At 67.6% G+C, this 14,090-nt stretch carries 11 protein-coding genes; 2 read left to right on the top strand and 9 right to left on the bottom strand.

Annotation, left to right across the window (positions count from 1 at the left end):
• The first annotated feature begins 33 nt into the window (after positions 1-33).
• Positions 34-2,625 carry a bifunctional aconitate hydratase 2/2-methylisocitrate dehydratase gene (gene acnB, locus IB227_RS00960; RefSeq protein ID WP_192285888.1) on the top strand — a complete coding sequence of 864 codons (2,592 nt, stop codon included), beginning with the start codon at positions 34-36 and terminating at the stop codon, positions 2,623-2,625.
• 265 nt (positions 2,626-2,890) lie between these two features.
• Entirely contained in the window at positions 2,891-3,790 is a 900-nt protein-coding gene (locus IB227_RS00955; protein ID WP_192285885.1) for a hybrid sensor histidine kinase/response regulator, read from the top strand.
• Positions 3,791-3,836: 46 nt separating this feature from the next.
• On the opposite strand, the gene IB227_RS00950 is transcribed toward IB227_RS00955, so the two are convergent.
• The 9 genes from IB227_RS00950 to IB227_RS00910 all read right to left on the bottom strand — a co-directional run bounded on the left by IB227_RS00950 (position 3,837) and on the right by IB227_RS00910 (position 14,087).
• Positions 3,837-4,889: a chemotaxis response regulator protein-glutamate methylesterase gene (locus IB227_RS00950; RefSeq protein WP_192285883.1), complete on the bottom strand. Its 1,053-nt coding sequence runs from the start codon at positions 4,887-4,889 to the stop codon at positions 3,837-3,839.
• The gene (gene cheD, locus IB227_RS00945) at positions 4,886-5,485 is read right to left on the bottom strand and encodes a chemoreceptor glutamine deamidase CheD (protein WP_132863144.1); all 600 of its coding nucleotides are present in this window, start codon (positions 5,483-5,485) and stop codon (positions 4,886-4,888) included. The genes IB227_RS00950 and cheD overlap by 4 nt, the downstream gene beginning before the upstream one ends.
• Entirely contained in the window at positions 5,482-6,327 is an 846-nt protein-coding gene (locus IB227_RS00940) for a CheR family methyltransferase (RefSeq protein ID WP_192285881.1), read from the bottom strand. The genes cheD and IB227_RS00940 overlap by 4 nt, the downstream gene beginning before the upstream one ends.
• A 17-nt stretch (positions 6,328-6,344) precedes the next feature.
• Complete coding sequence (locus IB227_RS00935; protein ID WP_192285879.1) at positions 6,345-8,510, bottom strand: methyl-accepting chemotaxis protein; 2,166 nt, start codon at positions 8,508-8,510, stop codon at positions 6,345-6,347.
• 124 nt (positions 8,511-8,634) lie between these two features.
• Positions 8,635-11,010, bottom strand: a complete 2,376-nt coding sequence (locus tag IB227_RS00930; RefSeq protein ID WP_192285877.1) for a methyl-accepting chemotaxis protein — start codon at positions 11,008-11,010, stop codon at positions 8,635-8,637.
• 82 nt (positions 11,011-11,092) lie between these two features.
• Positions 11,093-11,398, bottom strand: coding sequence for a hypothetical protein (locus IB227_RS00925; protein ID WP_132866075.1), 306 nt, complete (start codon positions 11,396-11,398; stop codon positions 11,093-11,095).
• Between the two features lie 208 nt (positions 11,399-11,606).
• On the bottom strand, positions 11,607-12,101 hold the full coding sequence (locus IB227_RS00920) for a chemotaxis protein CheW (protein WP_132863148.1): 495 nt from the start codon (positions 12,099-12,101) through the stop codon (positions 11,607-11,609).
• Between the two features lie 138 nt (positions 12,102-12,239).
• Entirely contained in the window at positions 12,240-13,010 is a 771-nt protein-coding gene (locus IB227_RS00915; protein ID WP_192285875.1) for a flagellar brake protein, read from the bottom strand.
• Positions 13,011-13,223: 213 nt separating this feature from the next.
• Entirely contained in the window at positions 13,224-14,087 is an 864-nt protein-coding gene (locus IB227_RS00910) for an alpha/beta hydrolase (RefSeq protein WP_192285873.1), read from the bottom strand.
• Positions 14,088-14,090: the final 3 nt, after the last annotated feature.

Genomic DNA, 14,090 nt, shown 5'->3' with positions numbered 1-14,090 from the left:
CCATTACTCAAACCGTAACACCCGGGAGTTGTCATGTTGGAAGCCTACCGCCACCACGTAGCCGAGCGCGCAGCGCTTGGCATCCCGCCGCTGCCGCTGACCGCACAGCAGACGGCCGACGTCATCGAGCTGCTGAAGAACCCGCCGGCCGGTGAGGCCGAGTTCCTGCTCGACCTGATCACCCACCGCGTGCCGGCGGGTGTGGACGACGCCGCCAAGGTCAAGGCCTCGTACCTGGCTGCCATTGCCTTCGGCACCGAAAAGAACGCACTGATCAGCCGCGCGCGCGCCACCGAACTGCTGGGCACCATGCTCGGCGGTTACAACGTCGCCCCGCTGATCCAGCTGCTGGACGACGCCGAAGTCGGTGCCATCGCCGCCAACGGCCTGAAGCACACGCTGCTGGTGTTTGATGCCTTCCACGACGTGCAGGAAAAGGCCAAGGCCGGCAACGCCAATGCACAGGGCGTGCTGCAGAGCTGGGCCGATGCCGAGTGGTTCACCAGCAAGCCGGAAGTGCCGCAGAGCCTGACCATCACCGTGTTCAAGGTGCCGGGCGAAACCAACACCGACGACCTGTCGCCGGCCCCGGATGCGACCACCCGCCCGGATATCCCGATGCACGCGCTGGCGATGCTGAAGAACAAGCGTCCGGATGCCCCGTTCGTGCCGGAAGAAGACGGCAAGCGTGGCCCGATCCAGGAGATCCTGTCGCTGAAGGAAAAGGGCAACCTGGTTGCCTACGTCGGCGACGTGGTCGGTACCGGTTCCAGCCGCAAGTCCGCCACCAACTCGGTGCTGTGGTTCACCGGTGAAGACATCCCCTTCATCCCGAACAAGCGCTTCGGCGGTGTCTGCCTGGGTTCGAAGATCGCCCCGATCTTCTACAACACCATGGAAGATGCCGGCGCGCTGCCAATCGAGCTGGACGTGTCGAAGATGGAGCACGGCGATGTCGTCGAGCTGCGTCCGTACGACGGCAAGGCCCTGAAGAACGGCGAAGTGATCGCCGAATTCCAGGTCAAGAGCGACGTGCTGTTCGACGAAGTGCGCGCCGGCGGCCGCATTCCGCTGATCATCGGCCGTGGCCTGACCGCCAAGGCGCGTGAAGCGCTGGGCCTGCCGGTGACCGACCTGTTCCGCCTGCCGGTGCAGCCGGCCGATACCGGCAAGGGTTACTCGCTGGCCCAGAAGATGGTGGGCCGCGCCTGTGGCCTGCCGGAAGGCAAGGGCATGCGTCCGGGCACCTACTGCGAACCGAAGATGACCTCGGTGGGCTCGCAGGACACCACCGGCCCGATGACCCGCGACGAGCTGAAGGACCTGGCCTGCCTGGGCTTCTCGGCCGACCTGGTGATGCAGTCGTTCTGCCATACCGCCGCGTACCCGAAGCCGGTGGACGTGAAGACCCACCACACCCTGCCGGAGTTCATCTCCACCCGTGGCGGCGTCTCGCTGCGTCCGGGCGATGGCGTGATCCACAGCTGGCTCAACCGCATGCTGCTGCCGGACACCGTCGGCACCGGTGGCGACTCGCACACCCGTTTCCCGGTGGGCATTTCGTTCCCGGCCGGTTCGGGCCTGGTCGCCTTCGCCGCGGCCACCGGCGTGATGCCGCTGGACATGCCGGAGTCGGTGCTGGTGCGCTTCAAGGGCAAGATGCAGCCGGGCGTGACCCTGCGTGACCTGGTCAACGCGATCCCGCTGTACGCGATCAAGTCCGGTCTGCTGACCGTGGCCAAGGCGGGCAAGAAGAACATCTTCTCCGGCCGCATCCTGGAAATCGAAGGCCTGCCGGACCTGAAGGTGGAGCAGGCGTTCGAACTGTCCGACGCCTCGGCCGAGCGTTCGGCCGCCGGTTGCTCGGTGCGCCTGAACAAGGAGCCGATCATCGAGTACCTCAACAGCAACATCACGCTGCTGAAGTGGATGATCGCCGAAGGCTACGCCGATGCCCGTTCGCTGGCCCGTCGCGTGGAGAAGATGGAAGCCTGGCTGGCCGACCCGCAGCTGCTGGAGCCGGATGCCGACGCCGAGTACGCCGCCGTCATCGAGATCGACCTGGCCGACATCCACGAGCCGATCGTGGCCTGCCCGAACGACCCGGACGACGTGAAGACGCTGTCTGAAGTTGCCGGTGCCAAGATCGACGAAGTGTTCATCGGTTCGTGCATGACCAACATCGGTCACTTCCGCGCCGCTGCGAAGCTGCTGGAAGGCAAGCGTGACATCCCGACCCGCCTGTGGGTGGCCCCGCCGACCAAGATGGATGCCTCCGAGCTGACCAAGGAAGGCGTGTACGGCACCTTCGGCTCCGCCGGCGCGCGCATGGAAATGCCGGGCTGCTCGCTGTGCATGGGCAACCAGGCGCAGATCCGCGAAGGCTCCACCGCGATGTCGACCTCGACCCGCAACTTCCCGAACCGCCTGGGCCGCAACACCAACGTGTACCTGGGTTCGGCCGAGCTGGCCGCGATCTGCTCGCGCCTGGGTCGCATCCCGACCAAGGAGGAGTACATGGCGGACATCGGCGTGATCAACGCCAATGGCGACACGATCTACCGCTACATGAACTTCGACCAGATCGCCGACTACAAGGACGTGGCCGATTCGGTCAACGCCTGAGTTCGATCACGGTAGTTGAGTGTTGAAGGAAACCCCCGGCGCAAGCCGGGGGTTTTTTGTTGCCTGTCGCCACGTTGTCGAAGCTGCGGGGCGGAAGGTGATGTTTGAGGTGAATCTCATATACGGCTACCGGGGCGCTCACCAGAATGCCGGCCTTCGCGACGCGTTGATTTCAGATGAAACCCCCGAGCCGCGGGATGGCTGCGCTGCTGGCTTGACGCAGCAGCGTTGACGGCGCGCGGTGGGGAAGCATGGGGATATCGCGGTGAGCAGCCGTCCGGGCGAGGGCACCCGCGTGACCCTGCGGCTGCCGCTGGAGGTGTTGGAGCCGGCGGATGGGCAGCCGGCGGACCCGCCGCGCCCGCACGTACAGTTGGCACTGCGCAAATGGCGGATCCTGGTGGTGGACGACCGCTCGGCCAACCGGGTGCTGCTGGTGGAACAACTGTCATTCCTCGGGCAGGGCGTGGTCAGTGCACAGAACGGTGAGGAGGCGCTGGCGCTATGGCGAACGCATGGATTCGACATGGTGATCACCGACTGCTGCATGCCGGTGATGGACGGTTACACGCTGAGCCGTCGCATCCGCGAGGACGAACGCGCACGCGGTGCATCGCCCTGTGCGTTGATCGGCTACACCGCCAACGTACTGCCGGAGGAGCGCATCCGTTGCCTGGACGCGGGGATGGACGACTGCCTGTTCAAGCCGCTGACCTTGTCGGCGCTGTCGTCGCGGCTGGCATCGCTGCAGGGCAGCGGCATGGACGATGACGGCACTACCGCCGCAGTGGATGGTTCGATGATGGCGATGGTGCGGGCGCTGACCGGCGACGACGATAGGCTGGCCTGCGTGTTCCTGGATGAAGCGATCGACAGCTTCCGTCACGATCTGGCCGCGGTGCTGGCCTGGAGGGAAGATCCGCAGGTGCCTGCCCTGGCGGCGCTGGCGCATGGCATCAAGGGCGGTGCACGGATGGTGGACGCCGGCGAGGTGGTGCACGCCTGCGAGCATGTGGAGCAAGCCTGCCAGTACCCGCTCCATCCGCAGCTGCTGGAGACGGCGGTGGCGGAGTTGGCAGCCCGGCTGGAAACCACGACGGCGCAGGCCATCGCACTGCGCGAGGTGCTGTGCAACGGCAGGTGCCCTGCTGCGGCATGCGCCTAGCTTCGGCAGGTTGAGCGCGGCGCAACCAGGCCGCGCAGGCGGGTGGTCAGGCCCGCGCCAGCGCCAGCAGGCGCTCGGCGATGCGTTCCAGCGGCAGCACTTCGTCCACCGCGCCCAGGCGCACCGCGCTGCCGGGCATGCCCCAGACCACGCTGGTGGCCTCGTCCTGTGCCAGGGTGGCGGCACCGGCCTGCTTCATCTCCAGCAGGCCACGTGCGCCGTCCTCGCCCATGCCGGTGAGGATGGCGCCGATGGCGTTGGCGCCGGCGTTCTGCGCCACCGAACGGAACAGCACGTCCACCGCCGGCTTGTGCAGGTTGACCGGCGCGGTGTCGTCCACACGGCAGCGCCAGCGGGCACCGTCGCGGATGATGCGCAGGTGCTTGCCGCCGGCCGGCAGGTAGGCATGGCCAGGCAGGATGGCTTCGCCGTCGCTGGCCTCGCGTACCGACATGGCCGAATGGCGATCCAGGCGCTCGGCGAAGGCCGCACTGAAGGCCGCAGGCAAGTGCTGGGTGAGCACCACGGCCGGCGCGTCTGCGGGCAGGGTCTCCAGCACGGTCCGCAGTGCTTCGGTGCCGCCGGCAGAGGCACCGATGGCGATCAACCGGTCGGTGGTGCGGAAGCCGATGTGGCTGGAAGCGCTCTGCACGGGCAGGCGGCGCAGCGGCGACGCCGAGGCACGTACGCGCGAGCGCGCGGCCATCTTGACCTTGGCGCGGATCTCGTCGGCATAGGCTTCCAGGCCGCGGGCGATGTCCAGCTTGGGCTTGGCCACGAAGTCCACCGCGCCCAGGGCCAAGGCCTGCAGGGTGGTATCGGCGCCGCGCTCGGTCAGCGAGGACACCATCACCACCGGCATCGGGTGCAGGCGCATGAGGTTCTCGAGGAAGGCCAGCCCGTCCATGCGTGGCATTTCCACGTCCAGGGTCAGCACGTCCGGGTTCAGGCGCTTGATCTTCTCGCGCGCCAGCAGCGGATCGGCGGCGGTGCCGACCACCTCGATGCCGGGGTCGGCGGCCAGTAGTTCGGTGAGGACCTGGCGCACCAGCGCCGAGTCGTCCACCACCAGCACGCGGCAAGGCGAGGCCAGGCTCATTCGAACAGCTCCACGCCGCCGCTGACCGGCGTGCGCGACAATTTGGCGCGCACCGCGGTTTCGGCGGCCAGCACTTCGGCATCGTGCGCATGCGGCAGGCGCTGCACCACGACCCGGCCGGTGGTCGGGAAGAACCACACCTTGCGCGGGTGGATGCCGCACAGGTCCTCGGCGACGATGGGGATGTGCTCGGCCTGCAGGTACTGGCGCACGAACTCGGCGTTGCGGGTGCCGACCGGGTTGCTGGTGAAGCCCTTGAGCACGTTGGCACCGCCGAAGACCTTGGCTTCCAGGCGTTTGCGGTGCGCGCCGCGCTTGAGCAGGTCGTTGATCAGCAGTTCCATCGCGTAGCTGCCGTAGCGTGCGGGCGCGCCGTCGCCGACGTTGCCGTCCGGCAGCAGGAAGTGGTTCATGCCGCCGATGCCGAGGATCGGGTCGCGGATGCAGGCGGCCACGCAGGAGCCGAGCGTGGTGGTCAGCGCGGTGTCATCGTCCACGACCAGGTACTGGGTAGGCAGCAGCTTGGCGGCGACGGTCTGGAAGCGACTGTCGCGGTAGCGCATGACCTCGTCGGGATAGGACTGGGAAGGCTTCATGCACCGCTCCGGCGGGTACGGCGGTACAGGGTGCGGCCGCATGGCTGGATCAGGTCGGCCGCATGCAGGTAGTTCTCGGAATGGCCGGTGTAGAGCAGCCCGTCGTCGCCCATGTGCTCGACCAGCCGCGACAGGATGGCGCGCTGGGTGGGTTTGTCGAAGTAGATCATCACGTTGCGGCAGAACAGCGCGTCGAATGGGCCGCCGACGTCATAGCGGGAGCTGAGCAGGTTGAGCTGGCGGAACTCCACCAGCGCACGCAGCGCCGGCACCACCCGGCATTTGCCCTCGTTCGGGCCAGTGCCGCGCTGGAAATAGCGGCGCTTGGTCTCCGCATCCAGCCCGGCGACGCGTTCGATCGCGTACACGCCCTGGCTGGCGGTGGCCAGCACCTGGGTGTCCACGTCGGTGGCGAGGATGCGTACCGGCGGGGTCATCGTGCCGAACGTCTCGCAGGCGGTGATGGCCATGGAGTAGGGCTCTTCACCGGTGGAAGCGGCGCACGACCACAGCTTGATCGGCGCATGCGAGGCGCGCTGCTGCAGTTCCTCGTGCAGCTTGTCGAAGTGGTGCGGCTCACGGAAGAACGAGGTCAGGTTGGTGGTCAGGGCGTTGGTGAATGCCTGCCATTCCTCGCCGCCGTGCTGCTCGAGCTGGTCCAGGTAGTCCTTGAATGACTGCAGGCCCAGCGAGCGCAGCCGGCGCGACAGCCGGCCGTACACCATGTCGCGCTTGGCCGGTGCCAGCGCGATCCCGGCACGGGCATGGATCAGCTCGCAGACGCGGCGGAAGTCGCGGTCGTTGAACTCGAAATCGCGCTGGGTGGTGTCGAGGCTGGACATGCTGGCAGGCGCTCCGTTCAACTGGCCAACGCCAGCGCGGCCGGGACCTCGGCCGGCGCGCCGGCGCCGGTGGACTCGATGCGGAACACCGCCACGGCCTGGTCGAGCTGGATGGCCTGTTCTTCCAGCAGGCGCGCCGCGGCACTGGCTTCCTCGACCAGGGCGGCGTTCTGCTGGGTGGTTTCGTCCATCTGCACTATGGTCTGGTTGACCTGCTCGATGCCGGCGCTCTGTTCCTGCGAGGCGGCGGAGATCTCGGCCATGATGTCGGTCACGCGCTGCACCGAAGTGACGATCTCGCCCATGGTCGCACCGGCCTGGTGCACCAGCTGCGAGCCTTCGGAGACACGCTGGGTGGAGTCATCGATCAGGCCCTTGATCTCCTTGGCGGCCGCCGCCGAGCGCTGGGCCAGGGTACGCACTTCACTGGCCACCACGGCGAAGCCGCGGCCCTGTTCGCCGGCGCGCGCGGCTTCGACCGCGGCGTTCAACGCCAGGATGTTGGTCTGGAAGGCGATGCCGTCGATCACCGAGATGATGTCGGCGATGCGGCGCGAGGACTGCTCGATCTGGCCCATCGTGACCACCACTTCCTCGACCACGTTGCCGCCGCGCGCGGCGACGCCGGCCGCGCCGATGGCCAGCTGGTTGGCCTGGCGGGCGGAGTCGGCGTTCTGGCGCACGGTGGAGGTCAGTTCTTCCATCGAGGCCGCGGTTTCCTCCAGGTTGGCCGCCTGCACTTCGGTGCGGCGCGACAGGTCGCTGTTGCCGGTGGCGATCTCGCCGGCGGCCAGGTTGATGCTGTCGGCGGCGGACTGGATGCGCGAGACGATGCCCGAAAGCTGGGCGATGGTGCTGTCCGCGTCTTCGCGCATGCGGGCGAACACGCCCTGGAAGTCACCGTGCATGGTGGCGGTCAGGTCACCCTGGGCCAGGGCGCGAAGCAACTGCGAGATCTGTTCCAGGTTGTGGTCGCTGGTGCGCATCATCGCGTTGAGGCTGCGCACCATGTCCAGGAAGTCGTGCTCGAAGCGCTGCTCGTCGCCGCGCAGGCTGAAGTCGCCGGCGGCGGCCGCGTTGCCCAGCCGCTTGATCTCGCTGTTGATGGCCGACAGGTTCTGCTTGATGGTGGCCATGGTCTCGGTGATGACGTGCTTCTCGCCCGGCAGCAGTGGCATGTCCGGGGTGAGGTCGCCCACCGCGTAGCGCTGCGCGATGGCGATGACCTGCATCTTCACGTCGATGTGGTTGGCCACCAGCACGTTGGTTTCGGCCACCATCACGCCGTAGTCGCCCGGGAACGCCTCGGCGTCGATGCGGTAGCTGATGATGCCGGCGTCGTGCTGGCGGGCCATTTCATTCTGGGCCTCGATCACCGCGCGCAGCTGGTCCTGCATGCGCTGCATGCTGGTGAGCAGCTGCCCGGTCTCGTCGCGGCTGGGTGCGGGGATGGTGTTGTCCATGCGGCCGCGCGCGATGGCATTGGCCACCGCGGTGGCGTTGCGCAGTGGCGTGACGATGCGGCTGCCGATGACCCAGCTCAGGCCGACCACCAGCAGCACCAGCACGCCACCGGCGACGGTCATGATGGCGGTGAACTTCAGCGCCTGGCCCTGCACCTCGTCCATGTAGACGCCGCTGGACACCACCCAGTTCCACGGGCCGTACAGGCCGGCGTAGGCCAGCTTGGCGACCGGGCCCTGCGTGCCGGGCTTGGCCCAGGTGTAGCCGACGTAGCCGCCACCGCGGCGCGCGGCCTCGACCTGGTCGTAGTACAGGCGTACGCCGTCCTCGCCACGGAAGTCCTTCATGTCCTTGCCGACCAGGTCGGCGCGGAACGGATGCATCAGCAGCACGTAGTCGGTGTTGTAGACGTTGAGGTAGTTGACGTCGGCGTTGGAGCGCATGTTCTGCAGCGCGGCCAGCGCCTGCTGCTGTGCGTCGTGCAGCGACAACTCACCGGCCTTCGCGCGGTTGGCGTAGTAGTCCAGCACGCCCTGGCTCATCTCCACCTGGGCCTTGAGGGACTCCTTGCGGGTTTCGTACAGATCCACGTACTGCATGCGGGCGGCGATCACCGACAGCGCGATCACGCCCAGCGCGATCAGCACCGTCAACAGGTTCAGCTTGCGCCGCACGGAGATGTTGCTGATGTAGTTCGACCAGAGACGGTAGGGATTCATGGCAAAGGGCAGCGCCCGTGGGGGGCGAGCGGGAAAGGGGAAGTTACGGGTGTATCGGCCGCGGGAGCCGAATGTTTAGCCGGCGCATAACGCACGACCCCGGCCGGGGCCGGGGTCGTGTGGGTCAGAACTCCTGCCAGTCCGAATCGGCCAGCTCGGCAACCGCGGTCCGGTTGCCGGCCACCCGCCGGCGTACCGGTTCCGGTGCGAGTGCCGGGCGACGCGGCTCGGGCTTGCTGGCGAGCGGTGGCGCGGCGATGGGTTCTTCCGGCTGGCTGTCATCGAGGCGGAACACCGACACGACGGTGGCCAGGTGGCCGGCCTGTTCTTCCATCGAACGGGCCGCGGCGGTGGCTTCCTCCACCAGCGCGGCGTTCTGCTGGGTGGTCTCGTCCATCTGGGTGACGGTCTGGTTGACCTGCTCGATGCCGGCGCTCTGTTCCTGCGAGGCGGCGGAGATCTCGGCCATGATGTCGGTCACGCGCTGCACCGAGGCCACGATCTCGCCCATCGTGGTGCCGGCCTTGCGGACCAGCGCCGAGCCGTCGGACACCTTGCCGACCGAGTCATCGATCAGGCCCTTGATCTCCTTGGCCGCACCGGCCGAGCGCTGGGCCAGCGTACGTACTTCCGAGGCGACCACGGCGAAGCCGCGGCCCTGCTCGCCGGCACGCGCGGCTTCCACCGCGGCGTTCAAGGCCAGGATGTTGGTCTGGAAAGCGATGCCGTCGATGACCGAGATGATCTCGGCGATCTTCTTGGACGAGGCCTCGATGGCGCTCATCGTGGTCACCACCTGGCTGACCACCTCGCCACCCTGCGAGGCCACCGAGGCGGCACCGATGGCCAGCTGGTTGGCCTGGCGGGCCGATTCGGCGTTCTGGCGCACGGTGGAGGTCAGTTCCTCCATCGAGGCGGCGGTTTCCTCCAGGTTGGCGGCCTGCTGCTCGGTACGGCGCGACAGGTCGTTGTTGCCGCTGGCGATCTCGGTGGCGGCCGCATTGATGGCAACCGAGGACTGCTTGATGCGGCCAACGATGCCGGTCAGCTGCTCGGCGGTGGCGTTGGCGTCGTCACGCATGGTGGCGAACACGCCCTGGTACTGGCCATGCATGCGCACGGTGAGGTCGCCGCGCGACAGCGCCGAGAGCAGCGCGGAAATCTGTTCCAGGCTGCTGGCGTTGGCGTCGAGCAGGCTGTTGATCTGGCCGGCCAGCTGCAGGAAGAAACCGTCCTTGTCGCTGGTCTCGATGCGGCCGCTGAGGTCGCCGGCGGCGGCGGCTTCGATCACGCGCGCCACTTCCTTCTCCACCAGCGCTTCGGTGGTGCGGTCGCGCCATTCGACCACGTGGCCGACGGCCACGCCGCCGTCATTGCGGATGACCGAGATCGCCTGCGCGAACTGGGCATCGCCGAAGCTCATCTGGCGACGGGCCACGCCGTTCTTTTCCAGTGCTTCGAGCACCTTGTTGTCGACCTGGCCGTTGTGCTCCAGCGCGGTGACCGGTTGGCCGACCAGGGCGATGCTGGCGTCGTAGTGGGACAGGGCGCCGGTCAGCGCGTCGTTGTACTGGGCCAGCGTGTCCAGCAGGGCACGGTTGGCGTAGACGATTTCCAGGTCTTCGTTGGTCAGGTACACGCCGGTGGAGGAGTAGTCCAGCGCGGTACGGATGCGCAGGTTCTCCGCGGCCACGGCCTGGTCGCGCTCGATGCGCTCGCGCAGGTCGCGCTGCATGCGCTGCATGGCGCGCAGCAGGTCGCCGACTTCATCGGCGCGGTTGACGTCGATATGGCCGTCGAGCTTGCCGCTGGCCACTTCGTTGGCCACGTCCACGGCGCCGCGCACCGAGCCGACCAGCGAGCGGGCGAACAGCCATACCAGCAGCACGCCGCCGGCCGCACCGACCAGGATGGCGATGGCGGTCAGGATGGCCGAGGTGGTGTAGGTCTCCGCAGCGGCCTTGGCACCGGCCTGGGCGCGGGCATTGTCGTTGGCGGCCAGTGCCTCCAGCGACACGTAGGCCTTGCGGTGCAGGTTGCGAGTTTCGCCGACGAAGGTGTCGATGGCGTCATCGGGCAGGTCCAGCGACAGCATCTCCGTCACCGAGTCGTAGGACACCGTGGCGGCCTTCCAGTCGGCAGCGAAGGCGTCGAACAGCTTCTTCTGCTCGGGGTTGTCGATCAGCTTGGGATAGCTGGCGATGGTGGCGTCGATCTCCTTGCGCAGCTCCTCGGCGCGGCGCTTGGCGTCGGCCTTGACCTCGTCACTGGCACGCACCAGGCCCTGGTAGGACGCGTTGCGGTACTCGCTGACCATCCCGCTCAGTTCACCGGTCGCGCGCAGGCTGGGCATGCGGTTGTCGGCCAGGTCGGTGGTGGCTTCATTGAGGGTGTACAGGCCACGGAACGCGACGATGCCCTGCAACAGCATGACGAACAGCACGACGCCGAAGGTAAGCATCAGCTTCGGCTTGAGTTTGAGCGAGTTGACCCACTGCATCTTGGAGATCTCCGGTGACGTCCCGCGCGCGCACGGGCAGCGTGCGCCGCACCGGCGGGGCCGGCGCGGCACCAGGCTGGGATTACTTGATGTTTGCCAGCTTCAGGCTGGCCGGCGAGCTGACTTCGATCTCGGCGCGCGAGGAGTCACGCTGGATCTTGCCGATGACGCAGACGGTCTTGCCTTCCAGCGACTCCAGCGGAAAGCCGAAGTTGCCACGGTTGGCGCCGGAGATGCGCGCGGAGAAGGTGTGGCGCGGGAACTGGCCACCCATGTGCAGGAAGGTCGGCTGGCCTTCGGAACCTTCGGCGTAGCGGGCCTTCTCGACCTTGCCGCAGACCATGCCGTCCTTGCCGGCGAAGCGAGCGGCGTTTTCCGGCGGGATCATCTCGGCCGGGTCGGCGGCGACGTGGAACGAGGCGGTGGCCAGGACGGCTGCCGACAGCAGGCAAATCAGGTGCTTGGACATCAAAATCTCCGGGGATGACGAGAGGGCGCCAGTCGGGGAGGACGGGCATGCAATGGGCTATCGGCCGACAGGGCAGGCGGCTGAGGGCGCATGTTCGGAAATGTGATGCGCCTCCCGGTTGGCTGGGTCAGGCCGCGGCTTCTTCGGTCACCGCGGCCTGACCGAGGTCGGCGGTGTCGAGCAGGGTTTCGATGTCCAGCAGGATCAGCATGCGGTCGTCCTGGGTGCCGATGCCGGAGATGAAGCGGGTGTCCACCGCGGCACCGAATTCCGGGGTCGGGCGGATCTGCTCGGCCGACAGCGGGATCACGTCCGAGACGCTGTCCACGACGATGCCGACCACGCGGTCCTCGACGTTGAGCACGATCATCACGGTGAAGGCGTCGTAGCGTGCCTCGTCCAGGCGCAGCTTCAGGCGCAGGTCGATGACCGGCACGATGGTGCCGCGCAGGTTGATGACGCCCTTGATGTAGTCCGGGGCATCGGGCACGCGGGTGACCGCGTCGTAGCCGCGGATCTCCTGCACCTTGAGGATGTCGACGCCGTAGTGCTCTGCGCCGAGGGTGAAGCTGAGGTACTCGCCGCCGGTGCCTTCGGCGGAAGTGGTACGCGTATCGTTCATGGCAGGTCCTGGTCCTGGCGTGGCGCCGGTGGCTGTTGCACCGGTATCGGCGCCAGGAGGCGGGACTTTAGCGACGGACGGCCACAGAGGGCGGGGCGCGTTCGGCCAGGTGGGGCGCACGATGGCGCCCGGGCCGGGTCAGTCGCCGTTGCTGCGCGCCTTGCGCAGCCGATCGATGCGGAAGATGTACCGCTGGATCAGCGTGTCGGCACCGCGTGGCAGGTCGTCGAAACGCAGGCCGGCGCGGATGGTTTCCATGCCGTTGGCCTGCTTCTGCTGGCGCAGGTTGCAGACCACCAGGGTGGTGGTCACCGGCGGCGCGTCGGGGATCAGCAGCCCGCAGCCGCGATAGCGGCCCTGCAGGGCGAGCAGGTCCTGCGGCGAGGGCAGCATCAGCGCCATGCCGCCGGCGCTGATGTCGATCACCCGCCAGCGGCTGGGCTCGCCGCCGTCCGGGTCGGGGATCAGGCAATAGGGTGAGTCGCCCACCGGGGTTTCCAGCCGGTAGAACTCACGGCGCTGCAGGTGGTAGACCTCCTCCGGCAGCGGTACCCGGAATGCCACCCGGCCGTCCTGTTCGATGCGGCGGTGGCCGTGCAGCTGGAAGCGCACGGTGACCTTGTCGACCTGGCCAAAGCACAGCAGGGAAGCGGCGACCTCCGCGCTGCGGTTGATCGCCGGCAGCGGGCTGGCATCGAGCAGCAGGCCGTCCTCGTCCACTTCCAGCACGGCGCTGGGGAAGGACTGGTCGCGTCCATCCGGGTGCGCGTTGACCATCGACCGCTGGTCGATCATCTGCTGCAGCAGGTGCCGGATCTGGTGCGGGCTGCGCACCATGTAGCGTTCATCGGCATACAGGTTGCCGGCGACGGTGGACGGGCTCGACTCGAAGGATTCGGGTACGGACATGGAGGCGCTTGCAGAGGGTCGAAGCCAGGGAACCCGCAATCGGTCTCCTGGAAACTGTGATATCGGCCGCTCTTTCTAACTCTTTAGGCGCACTGTTACGAGCCTTTTGTGAAGCAGGTGGCCGTTGGCACCAGTTGGCGATTCCGGAGACGGAATTCCGTCACTGGCCGGCGGGGTACGTAGAGGGCCGTTTCGGCCTTGGAAGAGGCGCGGCTATTGCTGCAGGCGCGACTGGAGGAACGCCCCGACCACCCGCTGGTATGCGGCGGGGTCATGTGCGTAGAGGTCGACATGGGCCGCGCCGGGTACCTCCCAGAACTGCTTGGGCGCGGCGGCGGCACGATAGAGCGCGCGGGCTTCGTCGATGGGGGTGTGGCGGTCCCGTGAACCGGACGCGATCAATACCGGGGCGCCGATTGCGGCCAGGTGATCGATGGGCCGAAGGTCGTCGGCCGAGAGCTGCAGGCGCAACGGCAGCTGCCACAGCAGCAGCGGCGCCAGCGGACGTCCGGGGGCGCCCAGACGGATGGCCAGGCGGTCGGCGACGGCTTGGTCGAGGCTGGGGTACATCGATTCCAGGACAATGGCGGCCAGTTGTCGCGTGGAAGCGGACAGCACTGTGGATGCGGCCCCCAGGGACACCCCGATCACCGCGACGGCCCGGCCCGGCGCCTGTTGGTCAAGGAACGCGACTGCCGCGTCGACCGCCTTGGACTCGTTGGCGCCGAAGGTGATGTGCGCGGCGGGGGATTGTCCATGCGCCGGAAGGTCGATGAGCAGCACGGAATAGCCCAACTGCTTGAGCCACTGCGCGCGAGGGAGCATCTGGCGCCGGTCCGAGCGCACGCCGTGCAGAAGGAGCACGCTGCCCTTGTCCGCCTGACCAGGGACAAACCATCCAGAGACCGGGCCAGCAGCCGAATCAATGCGCACCGGACGGGCGCCGAGCGAGGCCGGCGGGGGCCCTATGGTGCGCGGCACCGGAGTGATCAGTGCCTGACCGATGAGCAGGCTGCCGGTCACGCCGACCATTAGCAGGGCGGCAAGCCCGATGAGAATGCGCGTGATGCGGGGCATGGG

This window comes from Stenotrophomonas sp. STM01 (genome assembly GCF_014852135.1).
Classification (GTDB): Bacteria; Pseudomonadota; Gammaproteobacteria; order Xanthomonadales; family Xanthomonadaceae; genus Stenotrophomonas; species Stenotrophomonas capsici.
Note: the sequence above shows the minus strand (reverse complement) of the source record. Positions and strands in the feature narration are given on the sequence as shown.

Excerpts from the sequence above, each read along its gene's own strand:
- IB227_RS00930 (WP_192285877.1), bottom strand. The coding sequence starts at position 11,010 with ATGCAGTGGGTCAACTCGCTCAAACTCAAGCCGAAGCTGATGCTTACC.
- IB227_RS00910 (WP_192285873.1), bottom strand. The coding sequence starts at position 14,087 with ATGCCCCGCATCACGCGCATTCTCATCGGGCTTGCCGCCCTGCTAATG.
- IB227_RS00950 (WP_192285883.1), bottom strand. The coding sequence starts at position 4,889 with ATGAGCCTGGCCTCGCCTTGCCGCGTGCTGGTGGTGGACGACTCGGCG.
- IB227_RS00915 (WP_192285875.1), bottom strand. The coding sequence starts at position 13,010 with ATGTCCGTACCCGAATCCTTCGAGTCGAGCCCGTCCACCGTCGCCGGC.
- acnB (WP_192285888.1), top strand. The coding sequence starts at position 34 with ATGTTGGAAGCCTACCGCCACCACGTAGCCGAGCGCGCAGCGCTTGGC.
- IB227_RS00925 (WP_132866075.1), bottom strand. The coding sequence starts at position 11,398 with ATGATCCCGCCGGAAAACGCCGCTCGCTTCGCCGGCAAGGACGGCATG.
- cheD (WP_132863144.1), bottom strand. The coding sequence starts at position 5,485 with ATGAAGCCTTCCCAGTCCTATCCCGACGAGGTCATGCGCTACCGCGAC.
- IB227_RS00940 (WP_192285881.1), bottom strand. The coding sequence starts at position 6,327 with ATGTCCAGCCTCGACACCACCCAGCGCGATTTCGAGTTCAACGACCGC.
- IB227_RS00920 (WP_132863148.1), bottom strand. The coding sequence starts at position 12,101 with ATGAACGATACGCGTACCACTTCCGCCGAAGGCACCGGCGGCGAGTAC.
- IB227_RS00935 (WP_192285879.1), bottom strand. The coding sequence starts at position 8,510 with ATGAATCCCTACCGTCTCTGGTCGAACTACATCAGCAACATCTCCGTG.